The sequence below is a fragment of the Enterococcus sp. LJL120 genome (assembly GCF_054871765.1).
This window is the reverse complement of the sequence record NZ_JBTXLV010000008.1, coordinates 212,708-234,857: the sequence shown is the minus strand read 5'-3', so window position 1 is coordinate 234,857 and position 22,150 is coordinate 212,708. Positions and strand designations below refer to the sequence as shown.

General features: G+C 39.5%; 19 protein-coding genes. 15 read left to right on the top strand and 4 right to left on the bottom strand.

Going from position 1 to position 22,150, the window contains the following annotated elements:
- Nucleotides 1–185: 185 nt before the first annotated feature.
- The 3 genes from ACYSNU_RS14665 to ACYSNU_RS14655 all read right to left on the bottom strand — a co-directional run bounded on the left by ACYSNU_RS14665 (nucleotide 186) and on the right by ACYSNU_RS14655 (nucleotide 4,706).
- A complete protein-coding gene (locus tag ACYSNU_RS14665) occupies nucleotides 186–1,691 on the bottom strand; it encodes a helix-turn-helix domain-containing protein (protein WP_461737933.1) in 1,506 nt (501 codons plus the stop codon).
- A 149-nt stretch (nucleotides 1,692–1,840) separates the two neighbouring features.
- A complete protein-coding gene (locus ACYSNU_RS14660; protein ID WP_461737932.1) occupies nucleotides 1,841–2,164 on the bottom strand; it encodes a DUF1827 family protein in 324 nt (107 codons plus the stop codon).
- 286 nt (nucleotides 2,165–2,450) lie between these two features.
- Nucleotides 2,451–4,706 (bottom strand): ATP-dependent Clp protease ATP-binding subunit, encoded by a 2,256-nt coding sequence (locus ACYSNU_RS14655; RefSeq protein WP_461737930.1) that lies wholly within the window; start codon nucleotides 4,704–4,706, stop codon nucleotides 2,451–2,453.
- 264 nt (nucleotides 4,707–4,970) lie between these two features.
- Between ACYSNU_RS14655 and ACYSNU_RS14650 the strand changes: the two genes are divergently transcribed.
- The 5 genes from ACYSNU_RS14650 (at nucleotide 4,971) to ACYSNU_RS14630 (ending at nucleotide 10,377) form a co-directional block, all read left to right on the top strand.
- Nucleotides 4,971–5,183, top strand: coding sequence for a hypothetical protein (locus ACYSNU_RS14650; RefSeq protein WP_461737928.1), 213 nt, complete (start codon nucleotides 4,971–4,973; stop codon nucleotides 5,181–5,183).
- Nucleotides 5,184–5,579: 396 nt separating this feature from the next.
- Entirely contained in the window at nucleotides 5,580–5,846 is a 267-nt protein-coding gene (locus ACYSNU_RS14645) for a phosphocarrier protein HPr (protein ID WP_048603058.1), read from the top strand.
- Complete coding sequence (ptsP, locus tag ACYSNU_RS14640) at nucleotides 5,846–7,579, top strand: phosphoenolpyruvate--protein phosphotransferase (RefSeq protein ID WP_461737927.1); 1,734 nt, start codon at nucleotides 5,846–5,848, stop codon at nucleotides 7,577–7,579. Before ACYSNU_RS14645 ends, ptsP begins: the two co-directional genes overlap by 1 nt.
- Nucleotides 7,580–8,078: 499 nt before the next feature.
- Nucleotides 8,079–9,128 (top strand): glycosyltransferase family 4 protein, encoded by a 1,050-nt coding sequence (locus ACYSNU_RS14635; protein WP_461737926.1) that lies wholly within the window; start codon nucleotides 8,079–8,081, stop codon nucleotides 9,126–9,128.
- A gap of 10 nt (nucleotides 9,129–9,138) precedes the next feature.
- The gene (locus tag ACYSNU_RS14630) at nucleotides 9,139–10,377 is read left to right on the top strand and encodes a glycosyltransferase family 4 protein (protein ID WP_461737924.1); all 1,239 of its coding nucleotides are present in this window, start codon (nucleotides 9,139–9,141) and stop codon (nucleotides 10,375–10,377) included.
- 234 nt (nucleotides 10,378–10,611) lie between these two features.
- Here ACYSNU_RS14630 and ACYSNU_RS14625 read toward each other — a convergent pair whose 3' ends face one another.
- Nucleotides 10,612–11,502, bottom strand: a complete 891-nt coding sequence (locus tag ACYSNU_RS14625; RefSeq protein WP_461737923.1) for an ArsR/SmtB family transcription factor — start codon at nucleotides 11,500–11,502, stop codon at nucleotides 10,612–10,614.
- Nucleotides 11,503–11,758: 256 nt separating this feature from the next.
- Here ACYSNU_RS14625 and ACYSNU_RS14620 point away from each other — a divergent pair, with 256 nt between their 5' ends.
- From ACYSNU_RS14620 to ACYSNU_RS14575, 10 genes are all read left to right on the top strand, one after another.
- Nucleotides 11,759–13,099, top strand: coding sequence for an ABC transporter substrate-binding protein (locus ACYSNU_RS14620; protein WP_461737922.1), 1,341 nt, complete (start codon nucleotides 11,759–11,761; stop codon nucleotides 13,097–13,099).
- Nucleotides 13,100–13,203: 104 nt separating this feature from the next.
- Nucleotides 13,204–14,115: a carbohydrate ABC transporter permease gene (locus tag ACYSNU_RS14615; protein WP_461737921.1), complete on the top strand. Its 912-nt coding sequence runs from the start codon at nucleotides 13,204–13,206 to the stop codon at nucleotides 14,113–14,115.
- 12 nt (nucleotides 14,116–14,127) lie between these two features.
- Nucleotides 14,128–14,961 (top strand): carbohydrate ABC transporter permease, encoded by an 834-nt coding sequence (locus tag ACYSNU_RS14610; RefSeq protein ID WP_461737920.1) that lies wholly within the window; start codon nucleotides 14,128–14,130, stop codon nucleotides 14,959–14,961.
- A 5-nt stretch (nucleotides 14,962–14,966) separates the two neighbouring features.
- Nucleotides 14,967–15,599, top strand: a complete 633-nt coding sequence (locus ACYSNU_RS14605; RefSeq protein ID WP_461737919.1) for a DUF624 domain-containing protein — start codon at nucleotides 14,967–14,969, stop codon at nucleotides 15,597–15,599.
- The gene (locus ACYSNU_RS14600) at nucleotides 15,577–17,010 is read left to right on the top strand and encodes a glycoside hydrolase family 43 protein (RefSeq protein WP_461737918.1); all 1,434 of its coding nucleotides are present in this window, start codon (nucleotides 15,577–15,579) and stop codon (nucleotides 17,008–17,010) included. The genes ACYSNU_RS14605 and ACYSNU_RS14600 overlap by 23 nt, the downstream gene beginning before the upstream one ends.
- A 2-nt stretch (nucleotides 17,011–17,012) precedes the next feature.
- Nucleotides 17,013–17,990 carry a glycoside hydrolase family 43 protein gene (locus ACYSNU_RS14595; RefSeq protein WP_461737917.1) on the top strand — a complete coding sequence of 326 codons (978 nt, stop codon included), beginning with the start codon at nucleotides 17,013–17,015 and terminating at the stop codon, nucleotides 17,988–17,990.
- A gap of 1 nt (nucleotide 17,991) precedes the next feature.
- Nucleotides 17,992–19,437: an alpha-N-arabinofuranosidase gene (locus ACYSNU_RS14590; protein WP_461737916.1), complete on the top strand. Its 1,446-nt coding sequence runs from the start codon at nucleotides 17,992–17,994 to the stop codon at nucleotides 19,435–19,437.
- Nucleotides 19,438–19,465: 28 nt separating this feature from the next.
- Nucleotides 19,466–19,678 (top strand): DUF6171 family protein, encoded by a 213-nt coding sequence (locus ACYSNU_RS14585; protein WP_461737915.1) that lies wholly within the window; start codon nucleotides 19,466–19,468, stop codon nucleotides 19,676–19,678.
- A gap of 56 nt (nucleotides 19,679–19,734) precedes the next feature.
- Nucleotides 19,735–20,937, top strand: a complete 1,203-nt coding sequence (locus tag ACYSNU_RS14580; RefSeq protein ID WP_461737914.1) for an arabinan endo-1,5-alpha-L-arabinosidase — start codon at nucleotides 19,735–19,737, stop codon at nucleotides 20,935–20,937.
- Nucleotides 20,912–22,150, top strand: coding sequence for an alpha-galactosidase (locus tag ACYSNU_RS14575; RefSeq protein ID WP_461737913.1), 1,239 nt, complete (start codon nucleotides 20,912–20,914; stop codon nucleotides 22,148–22,150). The genes ACYSNU_RS14580 and ACYSNU_RS14575 overlap by 26 nt, the downstream gene beginning before the upstream one ends.

Below are 22,150 nucleotides of genomic sequence, written 5' to 3'. Positions count from 1 at the left end.
GATTGCGACCATTGGCATCATGTTTGGACATCATAGGCTTTCTCTCCTTAAATTCGTTTTCATAATTCTATTATAAAAGAAAAGACTGTAGACTTCATCCAGAAGTTGGACTTTGTCTACAGTCTGAATCCTGCTGTCAACCAGCAGGATTTAGAACGTGTGAATGATAAAGAAAGGGCATCTGTCTAGTCAACGGAGTCTTGAGCTTCTTCTGGGGCCAGCAGCTGCAATTTTTTTTGCAGATAAGCTTTTTTCAAGACTAAATAAAGCTCGCTAAGGTAGTCGTCACCTTCAAAGCTATTGGCGACAAAAATCTTTTCAGGAGGAATATCCGCTAGAAAGCTAGGGGAGCTGCTGATATAAAAATCGCAGCTGCGTTCTTCAACATTTGTTAATAATTCGGCATCAACGTAGTTCAAATCATATAAAAAGTTTTGAATTGCGTGGATCACCGCAAAATTCGGACCGGGAATTAGGCCAACTTTTAAACGGGCGGAACTATCGGTAATTTCTAGTTTTGGTAAGATAATCAAAGCTGAAAGATAGACCAAATCCTCCAACCGTTTCCCCAGCCATCTGAATTTTGCGGTTTTACTTTTTTCCTTAAGAAAATGATAAATATGTTTGTATAAAAACGGATAAAAGGTTTTTTGAGATTCGATGCGACCCGTCATAAAGGCAGAAAGCAACGGCACACTGGCAGAGGTCAAATCCTGATTATAAAAAACCACGAATAAGTTGGCCTTCATCAGAGTCTGGGCCTCGTCATCAAATTCACCGTTCAATAAGCCGCCTTTAATATCGGCAATCAAATCCTTGGCGAGTTCTTTAATATGGAGAAAATTATCATCAAAGGAATGCATCACAAAAGGCAGCCGCGGGTCTTTAATATCAAAATAATTCGGCCAATAAAAAATCGAAAAGCAGAGGTAGTCCACCTCAGCAGCCTCGTGACCGTGATAATCAATGGTTTCACCGAAAAGCTGCGGATAAGGATTGGCGATATTGGGAAAATACAGTTCTTCAAGTTTTTCATCGTTGACGAAAAAGCCTTGTTGATGCCGTAAATGGGTGATGGCGGTCATTAATTTCCAGGCCTGTTGATTGGCCTGCTGTAAAAAAAGATAGAGAAAATCCGATGGGGTGATGGAGCCGATAAAATCAACATTGGAAATAACGTCTGCCCCATAGGAAATAAACCAGCAGACATTAAAATAAAAGACCCGGACAATTTTTTCTTCGCCGCTGATTTTAATCTGCGAGCGGTTCATTTTTAAACCGATTTCCTGAAGATATTCTGATAAAGGCGTCAGCTTGCGGGCTAAGGAAGCACGGCTGGTAAAATTTTCCTTCAGAAAAACTTCGGCGTTTTTTTCCGGTTCCAATAATGAGGTCAATACAAATTTATAAGGTAAGCTTTGATTATATAAATAAGAGCGGTAGCGCATGTACAGGTCCGGATTATTCAAACAGATTAGGTTGCCGGTTTCATCCCATAAAGATTGGGTGATACCAATCTTTTCCAGGTCAAATTGAATTTCCTCTAAGAGAGCTTGAAGGCGGTTGTAGCTGATGGAAAAATTTTCCCGCAGATTAGCAGGGGTGACTAACGTCTGTTTGCCCTTTGTTAAAAAACCATAAATCTGCAATTTTTTGCTTGCGACACTTTCCAATAAGAGTTGTTCTAGCACGTTTCTCCCCCTCACTTTGCTAAAATTGACGGTGGCAATAAAGACAAATAAATCCACATCTGTTCCCAACAAGACAAGAAGCGACTAGCAGAAGCAGAAGTGGATGAATTTACTGAATAACTTGGATAAAAAAACAGACAGAAAATTGTTTAAGAAGCATTGCTTTGGGTACTGGCGATGACTTTAGGAATGGAAATTTCAACTAAACCGGGAATTTCAATCGTGGTAATATTTGCAGCATCGTAAGAATTTTGCGGCAGCTTTTTCAAAAAGCGCTCTTTGATTTCTGAAACCTCAGAGGGCAGAATATTTCGTTTTTTATTGATTAACGCAATTTCATTATGTAGCGGAGCTTCTGTAAAAATAACTGTCGTATTACCAGCGGAATAAACTTTTACAACTTGAGCATCCGTCGTTTCCAGCTGATTTTTTACTAGGCGTGCATGACTGTTGGTTACATTAACAAGTTTCATAGGTTCACCTCCTTGAGTGAGTTATGAGAGCTTTAAGTAGATACGGATTCTGTTTTTAAAAAACAAGAATCAACGTTTAATAAAACTTTATTTAAGCTTGTCGGTCGATTTTTTAAACCATCGGCCGTGGAGATTTAACATTTTCATGTCAGTTCCCTATAGCTTAATTATAATCATTTTTTAAGAATTAAAAAAGCCTTTTGCTTAAAAAAGTAGCCAACCTCGGATTAGGCTGGCTACTTTAAGTTAATTTTAATTGGTTTAATCTGTTATTGATAAATAAATCTTATTCAACTTCAGGTTTTTCTTTGGCTAAACGTTCTGGTTTAGAGGTCACAACAATATTACCGTCTTTATCCAGTTTTGCCTTTAACTCATGGATTTCTGGATGTTCCAGATAAAATTCAGCGATGCCATCTTCAATCGTGTCTTGAATTGTCCGACGCAATGGACGGGCACCCATCTCAGGATTGTAGCCAAGATCAACTAATTTTTCTTGAACATTTTCTGCGACATCAATGTGTAACTTTTGCGGAGCCAACAAGCTGTTGACTTCATTAAGCATCAAGAGAACAATAGCCTTCAAGTTTTCTTTTGAAAGGGCACTAAATTCTACAATACCATCAAAACGGTTCAAGAATTCTGGAGTGAAATAATTATTCAATTGATTTAAAACAGAGCGGGTTACTCCTTCACGAGCAGCGCCAAAACCAACATTGGCTTCAACATTTCCAGTACCAGCATTACTTGTCATGATGATAATGGTATCTTTGAAACTAACTGTTCGGCCTTGTGCGTCAGTCAAACGGCCGTCATCTAAAATTTGTAGGAACATGTGCAGCACATCTGGATGAGCTTTTTCGATTTCATCTAATAAAATCAAGCTATACGGATTGCGGCGCACTTGCTCTGTCAATTGACCCGCTTCATCATAGCCGACATAGCCTGGAGGCGAACCAATCAATTTAGAAACGCTGTGTTTTTCCATGTACTCACTCATATCAAAACGAATCATCGAATCTTCTGAGCCAAACATTTCTTTTGCGAGTTGTTTAGCCAACTCAGTTTTACCGACACCAGTAGGGCCGACAAATAAGAAGGAGCCGATTGGTCGGTTTTGTTTACCTAGACCGACACGGTTACGGCGAATTGCCTTGGCAACCTTGTCAATGGCTTCATTTTGACCAATGACATTGGCTTTTAAGTCATCTGCCAAGTTAATCAATTGAGTTTGTTCTTTTTCCTTCAATTCGCCAACTGGAATACCAGTCCGTTGCTCAACGATGATTTCCATATCTTTTTCGGTAATCACCGGGGTTTCTTCTTCAGAAACTTGTTTGGATTTCATTTCTTCCAATTTATTAATTTGATCACGATAATAAGCGGCTTTTTCAAAATCTTCTTCTTGAGAAGCTTTTTGTTTTTGAGCATCTGCTTCGGCTAATTTCCGTTCAATTGTTTTTGGATCAACAAATTGAATCGTCAAGTTTTTCTTAGAGCCAGTTTCATCTAATAAATCGATGGCTTTATCCGGCAAGAAACGATCTTGAATGTAGCGATTGGATAAGTTTGCGGCAGCTTTGATGGCATCATCCGTATATTTTACATGATGATAATCTTCATAGCGGCTTTGCAGACCCTTCAAAATAGTAATCGTTTCAGCAACAGTTGGTTCATCGACCCGCACTGGTTGCATCCGCCGTTCTAAGGCAGCATCTTTTTCAATGATGCGGTATTCGTTTAAAGTTGTCGCTCCAACCATTTGTAATTCACCACGGGCTAAAGCTGGTTTTAAAATATTACCAGCGTCCATATTGCCATCGCCGGCTGATCCTGCGCCAACAATTTCATGAACTTCATCGATAAACAAAATAACATTTTCAGCTGATTTGATTTCTTCAATCAGCTTTTGCATCCGTTCTTCAAACTGACCACGAATACCAGTACCTTGAACCAATGACGCCACATCTAAACGAATGACTTCTTTTTCCAATAGTTTTTGCGGCACATCGCCGTCAACAATTTTTTGGGCTAGGCCTTCAACCACCGCTGTTTTACCCACACCAGGTTCGCCGATTAGGACGGGGTTGTTTTTAGTGCGGCGATTTAAAATTTCAATCACCCGTTGAATTTCTTCATCCCGACCGACAACAGGGTCGACATTGCCTTCTCTAGCTTGGGCTGTGATATTGACCCCGTATTCACCTAATAGGCCGCTAGCAGCGCCGGCACCACCACGGGGCGGACGGCCACCGTTATTGTTAAAGTTATTTCCGCCACCAAATTGCGTTGGCGGTGTTTGATCTGGACCGCCTTGTTGTTGCATTTGACGGGACATAGAACGGAAAAAATCATCCAAATTGTTAAAACCAAAGGGATCTTGTTGGGCCATTCTTGGTTGGTTATCAGTTGGATTATTCATCGTTTGATTTTTAATTTTTTGATAGCAGTTTTGGCAGTAATCCATTTGTTTTCTTTGACCATTGACAGTCGCATATAAATGGATGGTTGCTTCATTAATGCCACAGTTTTGACAAAGCATACGAAGACACTTCCTTTCAAAAATTCCTTAAAAGTCATTTTACTTTTCACCAGAGAAAATGTAAAAGAAAAAGGATGATAGTCAATTTTAGTTACTGACCAAATTTGACCTTTTGTAATTATTATACGATATTTTCTAAGAAGTGCAAGTATTTGGCTTGGTTTACTTCCATTACCAAATGTTTTTTTAGAATTTTATTTTCTGGTTCTTGTCCGATTGACTTTTTTTATTTATGATAGAAAAAACAAACAGGAGGTGTCAAAGATGTTTGAAAATCCTTTTGCAGAAAAAATAACTGCCTTAAGAGCTGGTGAGCTTTCTGAAATCGTCGTCACCCGGGAAGAATTTTTAGTTTTTCGCGATGTCTGGAAGGAGTTACCAGATAAAAAAGATATTGTCGGTGAAGCGGGATTAGAAGGTAAGATTATTTATCGCTATCAGCCTGAAAGTCAGGCGGCCGAGGAACCGACAGAATAAAGCTAACGACCAACAATGGTGTTACCAGAAATTTTTTTATAAGCAAAATTCATTTTAATAGGAAAAGATCTTTAAAAAAAATGCAAACAGGAGCCTTCATTCCTGACAAAAGTTTAAAATTTTTGCTAAGACGGTGGGGAGAAAAAAGCTGACTTATATGACGGGAAGCACTTGAAATCACCAGAAAAATCAAGTTTGTTTTTAAATAACGGTCTTTCTTAGTTTTTTGTGAAAAATTCCGCAAAAAGCCCTAGAGATTTCCCGAAAATCAATCGAAAATAGTTGTCTCTAGCGTGAAAAAATGGTAATCTTTTAAATTGAAGGGAATTTCTGTTTGAAGACTATTTAAAAAAAGAAAACCCTAACAATATGTAAACTCAAAGGAGCATGTTTATTATGGAAAAAAAAGACTTTCACGTAGTAGCTGAAACAGGGATCCACGCACGTCCTGCAACTTTATTGGTGCAAACAGCTAGTAAATTCAACTCAGATATCAACCTTGAATACAAAGGCAAATCTGTCAACTTAAAATCAATCATGGGCGTTATGTCTCTTGGTGTTGGCCAAGGTTCTGATGTAACAATCACAGCTGAAGGTGCTGACGAAGCAGATGCTATGGCAGCAATCGTTGACACAATGAAGAAAGAAGGACTTTCTGAATAATGGTTGAAATGCTAAAAGGGATTGCCGCAAGTGATGGCGTTGCTGTCGCTAAAGCTTACCTGCTAGTTCAACCTGATCTGTCCTTTAGTAAATTTTCTGTTGATGATACTGCGGCTGAAGCAGCTCGTTTAGACAAAGCTTTGGCACAATCAACAGAAGACTTGCAAGCGATTCGGGAAAAAGCAGCGCAAAGTCTTGGTGAAGCAGAAGCGCAAGTATTTGACGCGCATTTAATGGTTTTGGCAGATCCAGAAATGGTCGGCCAAATTAAACAAAATATTACAGATAACAAAGTAAATGCAGAATCTGCTTTAAAAGAAGTAACGGATATGTACATCGGCATGTTCGAAGCAATGGACGATAACGCCTATATGCAAGAACGTGCTGCCGATATTCGTGACGTAACCAAGCGGATTTTAGCTCATTTACTAGGAGTTACACTACCAAATCCTTCTATGATTAATGAAGAAGTGGTCGTTGTTGCCCATGACTTGACCCCAAGTGATACTGCACAATTAGACCGTAACTTTGTTAAAGCCTTTGTCACTGACATCGGCGGACGGACTTCTCACTCAGCTATCATGGCTCGGTCTTTAGAAATTCCAGCAATCGTTGGAACTAAAGAAATCACAGCTAAAGTTAAAGCTGGCGATATTTTAGCAGTTAACGGTATTGAAGGGGACGTTATTGTCAATCCTACTGATGACCAAGCTGCTGAATTTAAAAAAGCTGGCGAAGCTTATGCGGCTCAAAAAGCTGAATGGGAAAAATTAAAAAATGCTGAAACTGTCACTGCTGACGGTAAACATTTTGAATTGGCTGCCAATATTGGTACGCCAAAAGATTTAGATAGTGTTCATAATAACGGGGCGGAAGCCATCGGTTTATACCGAACTGAGTTCTTGTATATGGATGCGCCTGATTTCCCATCTGAAGACGACCAATTTGAAGCTTACAAAGCTGTGTTGGAAGGCATGGATGGCAAACCAGTTGTTGTTCGGACAATGGATATTGGTGGCGATAAGGAATTACCTTATTTGAAATTGCCTCATGAAATGAACCCATTCTTGGGCTATCGCGCTTTGCGCATTAGCTTATCAGAATTAGGCGACGATATGTTCCGCACGCAAATGCGGGCATTGTTGCGGGCTTCTGTTCACGGTAATTTACGCATTATGTTCCCGATGGTTGCGACCTTGAAGGAATTTAGAGCGGCTCGTAAAATCTTTGATGAAGAAAAACAAAAATTAGTCGATGCTGGTACGAAGGTTTCTGATACCATTCAAGTGGGTATCATGATTGAAATTCCAGCGGCAGCTGTTTTAGCTGATAAATTCGCTAAAGAAGTTGATTTCTTCTCAGTTGGAACCAACGACTTGATTCAATACACAATGGCAGCTGACCGGATGAACGAACAGGTGTCTTACTTGTATCAACCTTATAACCCATCAATTTTACGTTTAATTAAAAACGTGATTGATGCAGCTCACGCTGAAGGTAAATGGGCAGGTATGTGTGGCGAAATGGCCGGCGACCAAACTGCTGTGCCAATTTTAATGGGGATGGGCTTAGATGAGTTCTCAATGAGTGCAACATCTATTCTGAAAACCCGCAGCTTAATGAAACGTCTTGACACAACTAAAATGACTGAACTTGCAAATCGTGCTCTTAACGACTGCGATACAATGGAAGAAGTTGTTGAGTTGGTCAATGAATACGTTGCTGAAGCTTAATCTGAATTTGAAAGTTCTATTCTCTCTAGCATTTCGCTGGGGAGAATGGAGCTTTTTTTATTTTAAAATCGTGTAAGTGATTGAAACAAAAAAAAACGCGGACTGCGCGCGGAGGCTATTTAATCGGACTTCGAAAAAGTTAGTTCTTAAACTATTTGCAATAGAAAGTCTGGGATGGCAAAAATTATTACTCAAATTTTTTAATTTGTTTTATGATTTCGCCAACAGGTTTGCCAAAATGAATGTGTGATTTAAAAACCAAAAACTATTCCCCCCTTCAAAGTTGTCAATAATTTTCCGGCATTTCAGTAAATTTTCAACTCAAAGCTTCACCTAACAATATTGTTAGAATGAACATCAGAAATTGAATTATCCTTGATTTAGTAGGGTTTTTTATGAAAAAATGCTGAATTTTTTGAAAAACATCAGACTTTAGTTTGAGAGACAAAGTAACTAGCTATGCTATAATAACTGTGAACTACTGAAAGGAGGAGCAACCATGAAAGTGCTATTGTATTTCGAAGGAGAAAAAATCTTAGCTAAGTCTGGTATTGGTCGCGCCTTAGACCATCAAAAACGTGCTCTCTCAGAAGTTGGTATTGAATATACACTTGATCCGAACTGTGAGGATTACGATATTTTGCATATCAACACATACGGCATTAACAGTCATAATATGGTCGCTAAAGCGCGGCGAATGGGTAAAAAAGTCATTTATCATGCCCACTCGACCGAGGAGGACTTTAGAAATTCATTCATTGGGTCCAATCAAATTTCGCCACTTGTCAGACGCTATTTAACTAGTTTATATACGCGGGCGGATTATTTAATTACTCCGACCAGCTATTCAAAATCGCTTTTAGAAAGCTACGGAATTCAAGTGCCGATTACCGCAATCTCCAATGGCATTGACTTGGAGGAGTATCGGCCGGATCCTCAAAAAGAAAAACTTTTTAGAGAGTATTTTCATTTAGCACCAGATCAAAAAGTCATTATCTGTGTCGGATTATTTTTTGAACGAAAAGGGATTATCGATTTTGTTGAAATCGCCAGACAGATGCCAGAATATACCTTTATCTGGTTTGGTCATGTTGCAATGATGAGTATTCCTAAAAATATTCGCGATATCGTCAAAGAAAATCATCCTGAAAATGTCATCTTCCCTGGTTATATTAAAGGAGATATCATTGAAGGAGCATACTCTGGTGCGGATTTATTTTTCTTTCCTTCATACGAAGAGACAGAAGGCATCGTTGTCTTGGAGGCTTTAGCCAGTCGTCAGCAAGTTTTAGTTAGAGACATCCCAGTCTATCAGGATTGGCTAGTTGCCGGAGAAAATTGTTACATGGGTCAGTCTAATCGTGATTTTCGTCAATTGATTCGAGGAATCGTCGAAGAGGAGCTGCCGTCAACGGTCAAGGCGGGCTATTATACGGCTCAACAGCGCAGCATTAGAGAAATCGGTTTTGAATTAAAAGCAGTTTATGAAAAAGTTTTGTACCAAGCGGATTATGCCAAAAAGAAAGAGCAGGTTCTGCAAAAGGGATAGGAGGCGCAACATGCGTATTGGATTTTTTACAGACACGTACTTTCCCCAAGTCAGTGGGGTCGCAACGTCAATCAAAACCTTAAAAGAAGAATTAGAAAAACACGGTCATGAGGTCTACATCTTTACCACTACAGATCCCAATGCCAGTGGAATTGAACCCAATATTATTCGGATGCCCAGCGTCCCTTTTGTTTCCTTTAAAGATCGGCGGGTCGTGGTGCGGGGCATGTGGTATGCCTATCTGATTGCCCGGGAATTAGAATTAGATTTAATTCATACCCATACTGAATTTGGTGCTGGCTTTTTAGGCAAGCTCGTCGGCAAAAAAATGCGCATTCCAGTAATTCATACCTACCACACCATGTATGAAGACTACCTGCATTATATCGCCCACGGCAAAGTGATTCGGCCAGTCCATGTAAAATACTTTTCAAGAATGTTCGTTAATCATTCAACCGGCGTCGTATGTCCAAGTCAGCGGGTCATTGATAAATTGCGCAGCTATGGCGGCACTTCACCAATGCGGATTATTCCAACCGGCATTGATGTGCGTAAATTTTCCGGTAGTAAAGTGACTGCTGAAGACACGCAACAACTGCGGGCTTCATTAGGCATCTCCGAAGATCAGATTATGCTATTATCATTGAGTCGTTTATCTTATGAAAAAAATATTCAAGCCTTAATTCAAGGTTTACCGGCAGTTATTGAAAAACTGCCACAAGTTAGAATGGTCATCGTCGGCAAAGGACCGTATCAAGAAGGTCTAGAAGAGATGGTCACAGAGTTAAATTTACAAGATTACGTCCAATTTACCGGCGAAATCAGTAACAATCATGTAACCCGCTATTATAAAGCCGCCGACTATTTTATTAGTGCTTCCCGTTCAGAAACCCAAGGTCTGACTTACACTGAAGCGATGGCCGCTGGAACTCAGTCCGTCTTATTAGGCAATGATTATTTAGAACAATTATTAAGCGATGTGACGCTCGGCGTTACTTATAAAACAGAAGCTGATTTTCCAACAGCTTTAGTGGATTATATTCACTCAGAGGTCAAAATGGACTCGGAAGTGTTAGCCAACAAAATGTATGAAATTTCCTCTGAACACTTTGGCGAATCAATGTTAGAATTTTACAATGATATGATTGATTACTATCAAGAACAAAGCTTTGAAAAAGAATATGAAAAAGAGTTTGATCCCACATTTGAACGTTTAAAAGTAAAATTAACTTCTTTGCGTCAACGCTAAAATAAAAATACGGCCTTTACTTCAAGGCCCAGCTGTTAGAGATAAATCTGACAACTGGGCCTTTTTGTATAGGCAGTTTTTTTGAGAAATATTTTTTTGTCTGGTAGTAAATTCTATGCAAGGGACTATTTATTCAGTATGCAGCTCCCTTCTGATTTATCAGCATCTGAGATTTGCAAATTTCTAAAAGATAAATTATCACTAGATTTCATTTTTGTTTCAGAAAGCCAGCAGTTAACTATAAAACATTTTAATTTTAATGTCCTGGTCGTAATTACCAAAGCCTTTACCAAATAAAGTGCAACCACCAACGTGTTTAGCATCTTCTTTGACTTCAATTTTTAAATGCCAAGTGTCTTCAGTCGGGGGAATATCAGAGATTTTAACGTCTGACAGGGGTTCACCGTCCATATAAGTTCCGTGATCCATAATCCGAATCGTCTTCAAAAGACCGTATTGGTTTAAATTATCAACATACCAATCCGGATTGTATTTGCCGCGAATATCAGCGAAATCTCCGGGACTAGTCCAGGTCCCCAATTCAATCCCGTTTAAAGAGAAAGTAATATCAGAAGGCCAATTATTATTAGAAAAAGGAAACTCAGAGGAAATCTCCATTGAAATTTCCATCATCTCCAATTTTTCAGTCACTGCTAAAAAGTTTGGCGTCTGATATTCCACGAAGCCTTTTGTGAACCATAAAATCCGCGCATCCATCCGATGAGGGTCCATAAAGTATTTTGGCTCGTCGACCGGTCCGATAAAGCCCTGCAAGGTAGCTAGTCCGCAGGTCGGTTCAACATAATAATTTGTATAGTGGCCGACTGGTATGGAATTTTCCTTGGTATCAAAAGCATTAAAGATTTTTTCAGGAAAATTAATATCGATATGGTCGACCCGCAGACTGGAAATTTTACTCTGGCCAACTTTTTCGGTCTTGATGATACTAGCCTCTTCCAATTTTTTAACATGCATGGTGACAATAGCACTACTCAAGCCTAAAGCCTGAGCCAGTTCCTTAACGCTCATTTTATTTTTGGACAGCAGCTGAATAATATTAATTCTGACATTACTCGCCAGCGCCTCGTACACATTCAATGAATCTTGATTAATTTCTAATTGCATTTTCCATTCACCTCTATATTAAAGCGATTTCATAAATATGTTAACATATTTATTAATCACTGTAAATGATAAACTTGAATTTTCTTTTGATTAATAAATATGTTAATCTTAATTTAAAAATTTTTTCTATAATTAGTAAAAATATTGTTGACAGCGTTTGCAATTTGTATTATTGTTTACGTGTAAGTTAGATGTGTTTGCAAATGCGTTAGGTTATCTTCAGTGAATTACTATCTAAATAGGAGGAAGTCAAAGGATGAAAATCAAAAAAATACTTTTAGCGGGTGCAGTTTTGGGTTTGGCAGGCTTAACATTATCAGCTTGTGGTGGAGGAAGTTCAAGCTCCAGTGGTGACAGTGATTCTAAAGAACTAACCTTCATGTTCCGTGGTGGGGAAGATGAGAAAAAGGCCTATGAAGCAGCAATTAAACAATTTGAAGAGGCTGAGGGTGTTTCTGTAAAAATTATTGCAACAGATGCCGATCAATACGCTACCAAATTGCAAGCGGCTATATCAGGCGGAAATATGCCAGATGTATTTTATATCGAGCAAGGAAATGTTATGGCTTATGTTGACAATGGTGTTCTACTAGATATCACAGATGAGATTGAAAATTCAGATTTTGATTTAGCTAATGTTTGGGAATATGGTGTTGATAGTTATCGATATGATGGCGAGAAGGTGGGAGAAGGAGCCTTATATGGTTTGCCTAAAGATGTGGGACCATTTGCATTAGGCTATAACAAGCAAATGTTTGAGGATGCCGGAATTGCACTTCCGGACAATGATACTCCGTACACTTGGGAGGAATTTGCTCAAGTTGCACAGGAATTAACAAAGGATACTGATGGGGATGGCAATTTAGATCAATGGGGAACAGGTTTCAACGTAAACTGGAGTTTACAGTCCTTTGTTTGGAGTAATGATGGTGATTGGATTAACGAAGACAAAGATACGGTCACTGTCGACACACCAGAATTTGCTGAAGCACTTCAGTTCTTTGCTGATTTACAAAATGTTTACGAAGTAACTCCTTCTATCTCAGATTCTCAAACATTGGATACTTATCAAAGATGGATGAATGGCGAGATTGCTTTCTTCCCAGTCGGACCATGGGATATGAGCACATATGCCACTTTAGATTTTGAATACGATTTGATGCCTTGGCCAGCAGGTTCAACTGGTGTCCCTGCAACTTATGTGGGTTCCTTAGGAATTGGTGTTTCAAGCAATACTGAGTACCCTGACGAAGCGGTTAAATTAGTTGAGTACCTGAGTGCCTCTGAAGAAGGACAACAGCAATTAGTCGATGCTGAGATTCAAATTCCCAATCTAATTGATATGGCGGAAACATGGGCATCAGATACAGCAACAGTTCCAGCTAACAAAGAAGAATTTATACAAATTGTGCAAGATTATGGACGGGCGCTACCGGCAGCAACAACGTACAATGCTGAATGGTATGACGAATTCTTCATTAATATCCAACCAGTTTTAGATGGTGACCAGACTGCAGCAGATTATTTGCAGGAAGTTCAACCAAAAATGCAGCAAAAACTTGATGCCGCCTTGCAACAACAAGCAACAGCGAATTAATTTCTGATAGTAGTCAAAAAGCAAGGATTCTTGAAGGATTCCTATTTATATAATTTAGGAATCCTTCAAGTTGTTACTATCAACAAAGAAGTGGAGGTTTATCCATGAAACAATCAGGGGCAAATGTTGCCAGAAAAAGTAAACTGTATGCAAAAGAACATCGAGTTGCTTTCCTTTTTATTTTATTGCCAATTATTGGCTTTGTTCTCTTTTCTTTAATTCCGCTTTTCTATTCAGCCTATGCAGCATTTACAGACTGGAACGGTTTAGGAAGAATGAACTTTATCGGTCTTGATAATTTTATTAATCTATTTAAAGATGAATATTTTTATAAAACAATGTACAACACGCTTTATCTAATGTTAGGAATTCCGATTGGCTTAATTCTATCCTTTATGTTGGCATCTGCGTTAAGCCGAGACATCAAGGGAACAACTATCTTTAGAACGGTTTATTACATACCAGTTATTTCGTCTTTAGCAGCTATTTCAATTTTATGGCAGTGGGCTTATAACGGTGATTTTGGATTAGTGAACCAAGTGCTAGATTTGTTTGGTATCGATGGACCCAATTGGTTGCAAAATGCTGCAACAGTTAAACCGGCAATTATTATTATGACAGTCTGGAAAGGTTTAGGTTATTCAATGTTGCTCTATTTAGCCGCTATTCAAAGTGTTCCTAAAACTTTTTACGAGGCTGCTGAATTAGACGGTGCATCCTCCTTCCAGAAATTCAAAAATATTACCTGGCCAATGGTAAAACCCGTTACTTTCTTTTTAGTAGTTACCAATATCATTGGCGGTTCACAAATTTTTACAGAAATTAATATCATGACACCGACTGGCGGTCCTGGTTATAGCAGTGCAACAGTTGTTTGGTATATCTGGCAGAAGGCTTTTGGCAATTGGCAAATGGGATACGCAAGTAGTATGGCGCTGATTTTAGCTGTCCTCGTATTTGCGATTACCGCTTTCCAATTTTATATGAACAATCGCTCAAGCTATAAGATAGATTAGGGGGGAGCAAAGATGAAAAAGAGCAAAGTCAGTAGCATCATTATCGTGATAATTTTATCGATTGGTGCCATCGTAATGATTGGTCCCCTTCTTTGGATGGTGTCCACTTCATTAAAAGATCGAACGGGGGTTTTTCAATTGCCTCCGCAATGGATTCCCAACCCTATCAGGTTTGACGCTTATGAGCGTTTAGCTAATCTAGATACCCTTTTTTCAGGGATTAAGAATACTGTAATCGTCTCCCTTTCAGTGACGGTTGTTGGAACAATTACTTCAAGCTTGGCGGCGTTTTCCTTTGCCAAATTAAGGATGCCGCATAAGAATTTACTATTTTTAATCTTGTTAACAGCCTTGATGATTCCATATCCAGCTGTAATGATTCCGCAATTTATGATGTTTTCGAAAATTGGTTGGGTGGATACATTATTGCCTCTGATTATCCCTGGAATGTTCGGGAATATAACGATGATCTTCTTTTTGAGACAATATTTATCCAATATTCCTGATTCAGTTGTTGAAGCGGCAAAAATCGATGGAGCAGGTTACCTGCAGACTTTTTTCAGACTAATCTTTCCATTGATTCGTCCAGCAGTAGCTGCTCAATTCATTTTGTGGTTTATGGGAGCTTGGAACGACTATTTGGCACCATTAATTTATCTAAATAGTCCTGAAAAACAAACATTGCAAGTTGTTATTGCTAATTTGAATGCGGCTTACGCCATTCAAACGGATTATCCATTAATCATGGCGGCTTCTGTAGTTTCTTTGTTACCAGTATTAATTGTGTTTATTATTTTCCAAAAACAAATCATTGAATCAGTGGCACTTTCTGGTTCGAAGGGATAATTCTTATGACGACAAAATTAATGAAGGGATTAAATGTAATTGTCATTTTAATTCTAGTCAATGGAATGTGGTTGATTGGAGCAGCAGTGGGACTATTTATTGCTGGGCTAACTCCAAGTACGGTAGCTGCTGTAAAGATTCTAAGGAATCCTCAGTTATTTGACGACTATAGCTCATATTTTGAACTGCTTAAACAATTTACCAGAGAATATATCAATGCTTTTCGTGTCTACAATTGGCGAATTATAATCCCTTCTACAATCGCTTTATTACTTTATTTTGATTTGCTAATTATTCAGGGAAATGAATTGTTGCGGGCAATGATTCAATGGCCGTTACTTATTCTGGCAAGTTATTTCTTTTTAAGTTTTATTAATTTGATAATGGCTGTGGATATTAGTCAAGAATCATGGATTAAAAAACTCAAATTTGCGTTAGCAGCGCCTATCTTATTACCATTACAATCAATTTGCAGTTTATTGATGATTGTCTCATTTTTTGTTTTAGTTCTGGCTTATCATTGGTTATTTTTTGTAGCCATTTCGACACTACTTTATACGATGATTAGACTTTTATCCAGCGGCTATGAGCAGAAGGGACTGTTGGTGGTTGCCAATGAAACCTTCGCAGAAATTTAGCAGCTTGCTGCTGGCTACCTTGTTATTGGCTGGTTGCGCCGATAATCAGCAGGTCACTCAAACTCTTGAAGATCCAGAGTTTGAGAATGTCAGCGTACATGATCCATCTATTATCAAAGATCAAGATGAATTTTATATTGTGGGTTCCCATGCACAATTTGCGAAATCAACAGATTTGATGCATTGGGAACAAGTATCTAATTCTGTTGCTGAAGATAGTTTATTTGAAAATGTGCGGCAAGAATTAGCTGACGAATTTGCCTATTCGAAGACGGACACAATGTGGGCGAGTGATATTTTCGAAGCAAAGAATGGGAAATTCTATTTGTATTATTGTTTATGCCAAGGAACATCACCATTAGCAGTTTTAGGCGTTGCGGAATCTGAAAATGTCGACGGACCTTATAAGAAGGTCGAATCATTTTTATATTCGGGAAGTTCGCCTCAGTTTGGTGAGACATATGATGCAACAATCAATCCCAATGTCATTGATCCGCAAGCTTTTTACGATAATGATGGAAAAATGTGGATGGTTTATGGTTCTTATTCAGGTGGCATCTTTATTTTGGAAATGGATGATCAAACAGGCTTACCTGTTGATAGAGATTCCTATGGTACCCATCTGATTGGCGGAAACCATAGCCGTATTGAAGCACCATATATTCAGTATAACGAGCAAAATGGATATTACTATTTGTTTACTTCTTTTGGTGGACTGGATTCATACGGTGGCTATAACATTCGTGTTGCTCGCTCAAAGAATCCCGATGGACCTTATGAAGATAGCCAAGGAAATCTGATGTCTGAAGTAAAAGGTGCAGAGGGAAGTTCTTTTGACGATACAAGTATTCAAGATTATGGTGTTAAGCTGATAGGAAATTTTCTCTATGAAGAGGACGATGGCTTAACCAATGCTGGCTACATTTCGCCAGGACATAATTCATCATATTATGATGCAACTCAAGATCAATATTATTTGATTTTCCATACTCGTTTTCCAAATTCGGGCGAATTACATGAAGTAAGAGTGCATCAGTATTATTTTACTGAAAATGGTTGGCCCATTATGAGTCCTTTAAGGTTTGCGGATGAGTCGTTGGCAGACTATTCAAAAAAACAAGTGACAGGTAGCTATTCTTTGATTACCTTCACAAAGGATATATCTGATTGGCTAAATAATCCTCAGACAATTGAACTAACTTCAAAGCAAACTATTACTGGTGATGTTACCGGTGAGTGGACATTGTCAGAGGACAATCTGAATCAGGATTCAAGTGTTATCTTGAATGGAAAAAAATATAACGGAAAATTTATTTCAAATTGGGATGAAAATCAGGGACAACAAGTCATTACCTTCAGTGGAATGGCAGATGATGGGATTCCTGTATTTCTAGTTGGAAGAGGGGAATAAGTATGGAAGATAAGTTGCGCATTCAAAATCCCATCGTATTCGAAAGAGCAGACCCGTGGGTTTATTTGCACACAGATGGTTACTATTATTTTACTGGATCTGTCCCAGGCTATCAGGGAATCGAAGTCAGAAGGAGCCGGTCCATAAATGACTTGGAAAATGCTGAAAAAGTTTTGGTTTGGCACGCTCACGACACAGGACCTATGAGTCGCTTAATTTGGGCACCAGAAATCCATTTTTTAAAGGGGAAATGGTATATCTATTTCGCAGCAAGCGATGAAGAAGATGTTCGCAATCGTCATCATCACCATCGCATGTTTGTAATTGAAAATACCAACGCCAATCCTTTAGAAGGCAGCTGGCAGGAAAAAGGCCAGCTTAAAACGCAATTTGAAAGTTTTAGCTTGGATGGCACAGTTTTTACTCTGAAGGATAAACTCTATTATGTCTGGGCGCAACAAGATCCGAATATTCCAGGAAATTCGAATTTATATATTTCTGAGATGGCAAATCCTTGGACTTTAAAGGGCAAGCAAACTTTAATTAGCATGCCGACAGAGCCTTGGGAAAAAATCGGCTTCAAGGTTAACGAAGGCCCAGCGGCTATCATCAGAAACGGCAAAGTTTTCATTACTTATTCGGGAAGTGCTACTGATGAAAATTACGCAATGGGATTATTATGGGCTGATGAAAACAGCGATTTATTAGATGGGTTTTCATGGCATAAAGAATTAGAGCCGGTCTTTGTTTCTTCAGAAAGCCATCATCAATTTGGACCGGGACATAATTCATTTACGACTGGGCCCCATGGTGAAGATATATTAATTTATCACGCACGTCCAGAAAAAAATCAAGAAGGAGATCCGTTGAGTAATCCAAATCGGCATGCGATTGCCCAGCAATTTGATTGGAATGAGTCAGGTTTTCCAGTCTTCGGTGAACCGGTAGAAAATACTCGAGAATTGGGAGTGAAAAACTAATATGTCTATCAAAATCTTAAACAAAAAATCAGGGCCAACAATCAGTAAATATATCTATGGTCACTTTGCAGAACATTTAGGTCGCTGTATTTATGAAGGTCTTTATGTAGGAGCAGATTCACCAATCGCCAATGTAAATGGCATGCGGACGGATGTTGTGGAAGCACTGAAAAACATTAAAATTCCCGTGTTGCGTTGGCCGGGGGGCTGTTTTGCCGATGAATATCATTGGAAAGACGGCATCGGTGCCAAAGAGAACCGCAAAAAAATGATTAATACTCATTGGGGCGGTGTTGTGGAGAATAATCATTTCGGAACCCATGAATTTTTTGAGTTGGTCAAGCAATTAGAGTGTGAAGCCTATGTCAATGGCAATGTCGGCAGCGGCACAGTTCAGGAAATGTCTGAATGGGTGGAATACATTACGATGGCCGGCGTTTCACCGATGGCCGATTGGCGCAGAGAAAATGGGCGAGAAGAACCGTGGGATATGAAATTTTTTGGCGTCGGCAATGAAAACTGGGGCTGTGGCGGCAATATGCGCCCCGAATATTATGCAGATTTATACCGTCGCTATCAAACTTATGTTAGACAATATGGCGACCAAAAAATTTATAAAGTTGCTGGTGGGGCCAATGTTGACGATTATCATTGGACTGATGTATTAATGAAAAATGCCCACTGGCTGATGGATGGCTTGAGTTTACATTATTATGTGCATCCCCAAGGGTGGGAGAAAAAAGGCAGTGCCTTAGATTTTGATGAAGCAGAATGGTTTATCACCTGCCAAAAGGCGGCTCATATGGATGAGTTAATTACGCGCCACAGCACCATCATGGACCAATATGATCCAGAACAACGAGTGGGCATCATTGTTGATGAATGGGGCACATGGTTTAGCGCTGAACCTGGCACAAATCCAGGCTTTTTATATCAGCAAAATACAATTCGTGATGCAATGGTAGCGGCGATTACTTTAAATATTTTTCATAACCATGCAGAACGGGTGCACATGGCAAATATTGCACAAACGGTTAACGTCCTGCAGGCGATGATTTTAACTGATGGCGATAAAATGATTAAAACACCAAGCTATCACGTTTTTGATTTATACAAAGAGCATCAAGATGCTGAGCGGGTGGATTTATATGGTCAAGCACCGGAAACCATAACTTATACGGCTTCAAAAAAAGACGGTGTCCTGCAGTTATCGATTTGTAATTTTGCAGTCAGCGGCTCAGAGGAATTGAGTTTTGAGATGGAATCAGCGATAAAAGCTGTCAAGTCAGCTCGCTTCATCACGGCAGATAAAATGAATCAGCATAATGATTTTGATTCACCAGAAGAAATTGTTATTCAAGATTTTAAAGATTTCGCAACTGCGGGGGAAAATTTAACTATCACAGTTCCAGCGATGAGCGTTATGACGCTCGCAATTCAATTGTAAAATGGCTTGCCGTGGATGCGATATTCAGATGGAAGTGGAGGCAGCCGATGTTGCCAGCTTAATTGCCGAGCAATTGACTTTAGAAATAAATTTAATTCATCCAGAAATTGCTGAACAACGTAAAACAATTTGTGAGGCTTGCCCGTTTCGTTTTAAAGAAAACTGTAGCAAGTGTGGTTGTTTTTATGAATTTCGGGCCAACTTAGCAAATAAAGATTGTCCAGCTGGTTTCTGGAAATAAGAATAGGCTTGGGACATCCAGTTGGAGGTGCCAAGCTTTTTTTAGTAGGTGAATAGATGGAAGATGTTAGAGGGGTTCATGACCCAACGATTATTGAAGCGAATCAGCAATTTTATTTATTTTCAACTGACACGCAACAACCACCAACTCAAGGCGTGCCAATTCGAGTCTCGAAGAACTTGTCCGATTGGCAGTTTGTCGGCGCTGCTCTAAAAGGAGTACCGCAAGAAGCACAGGTGTGGAGTCAGGCACAAGGGCTTTGGGCTCCTGATGTGGTTCAAGTCAGTGCAGAATTTCGCATGTATTATTCGGCTTCAACTTTTGGCAGTAAAACCTCGCTGATTGGTCTAGCAACGGCCGCTGACCCAAGCGGCCCCTGGACCGATCAAGGGGCAGTAGTTAAAACCAATCCAGAAATTGCTGACCATAATGCAATTGATGCGAATCTCACTTTGGATCGTGAGGGCAATCAATGGCTAGTCTATGGTTCATTTTTTGGCGGGATTTATTTAGCGAAGATTAATCCTAAAACAGGTAAATTATTAAACCCTGACGATTATGGAATAAAAATTGCTCAGCGGCCGCAGACAGTCGATGGGGCAATTGAAGGGCCTTTTATTTATTATCATCCTGAAACAGATTATTTTTATTTATTTGTTTCCTTTGATTCTTTAAACGATAGCTATAATATCCGGGTCAGTCGGGCTCGGGAAATTACGGGGCCGTATCTTGATTTAGCAGGTCGCAAAATGACGGACTTTGACTCCCCACCAAGAGAAATTGGTGTTAAACTTTTAGGGAGTTATCAATTTGCTAAAGAAAATCCCATCTACGGACCGGGGCACAATTCTATTTTAAAGACGACGCAAGGAGAGTTATTTTTAGTCCATCATTATCGGCGGCGGCCTTTTTCCGATGAATTTTACTTAGGCATCCGCAAACTTTTTTGGTTGGATAATGGCTGGCCGGTGGTGGCTGCTGCAACAATTGGAGAGATTGGTGAGATAGAAACGTTAGATACATTAACTGGCTCTTGGAAAGTGGTGACGTTTGATTATACTGAGACATTGAAAAAAAGTGTCCTTCAAGAAGTAGAAATTAAGCGTCTGAATGATCAGTATTACTGGAATGAAATGCAAATTATTCCCTATAGTATCGATCAGCAGCTTTATTTTTCTGGATTAAATCATCAGGGCGTTGCTGTTTTTGGAAAAAAATTTAAGGAGGCTAACAATGATTTCACCAAAAGGCTGGAATAGCTGGGACAGTTATGGTGCCTCAGTGACAGAAGCTGAGGTTAAGCAAAATGCATTATGGTTAAAGGAAAATTTATTGGAATTTGGCTGGGATTATGTCGTTGTCGATATTCAATGGTACGAGGCGACGGCCGATTCCTCTTTGTATCATAATTTTGCTCATTTAACGATGGATCAGTTCGGTCGGCTGCAGCCGGCTGTCAATCGGTTTCCATCAGCAACAGGCGAAAAAGGTTTTAAACCATTGGCCGATTTTGTTCATGATTTGGGTTTGGAATTTGGCATTCACATAATGCGGGGGATTCCTAGAGAAGCAGTGCATCAGCATTTGCCGGTTTTTGGTACGGATAAAACGGCGGATCAGATTGCGTTAAATAATATTTGTCCATGGAATGCTGACATGTATGGTGTCGATGTCAGTCAGCCGGCTGGACAGGCCTATTATGACAATCTTATCCAAATGTATGCTGATTGGGGCGTTGACTTTATTAAAGTCGATGATATTGCCGATTCAAAAATTTATCACGGTGCCCACAAAGAAGAGATTGCGGCTTTAGCTCAAGCCATAAAAAAATGTGGTCGAGAAATTGTCTTGTCTCTATCACCGGGACCGGCTCATCTAGAAGATGGCAGTTTCTTGCAGCAGCACGCCAATATGTGGCGCTTAACCGATGACTTTTGGGATAATTGGCCGCAGCTTTATCAAATGTTTGAAAAATGTGAGCAGTGGGCGCCGTTAATTGAAAACGGTAGTTATCCTGATTGTGATATGCTGCCGCTGGGTCATATCGGGATTCGCTCAGTTGATGGCGGTGGCGGCAATCGACAAAGTAATTTTACCCCTGCCGAGCAACAGACAATGATGACTTTATGGGGGATTTTTCAATCGCCGCTGATGTTCGGCGGCGAGCTGACAGATATAAATGAAGCGACGTACCGCTTGCTAACTAATAAGGACTATTTAAAAATGCACGAGAGTCTGAATTATCAACGACAAATCTTCCGAGCAGACGAATGGGTTATCTGGTTTGGAAAAAGTGCTGATGCTGAGTATTACGCTATTTTTAATTTGGCGGATGAAGAACGCCAGCTACCAGACGACTTATTGTCAGCCTATTTTTCAGGAACAAACTTTTTTGATATTTGGCAGGGGACAACTTGGCAGCCTGGAAAACTAGCGGCCCATGGTGCAACTTTGATCAGAAAGGAAAATTAG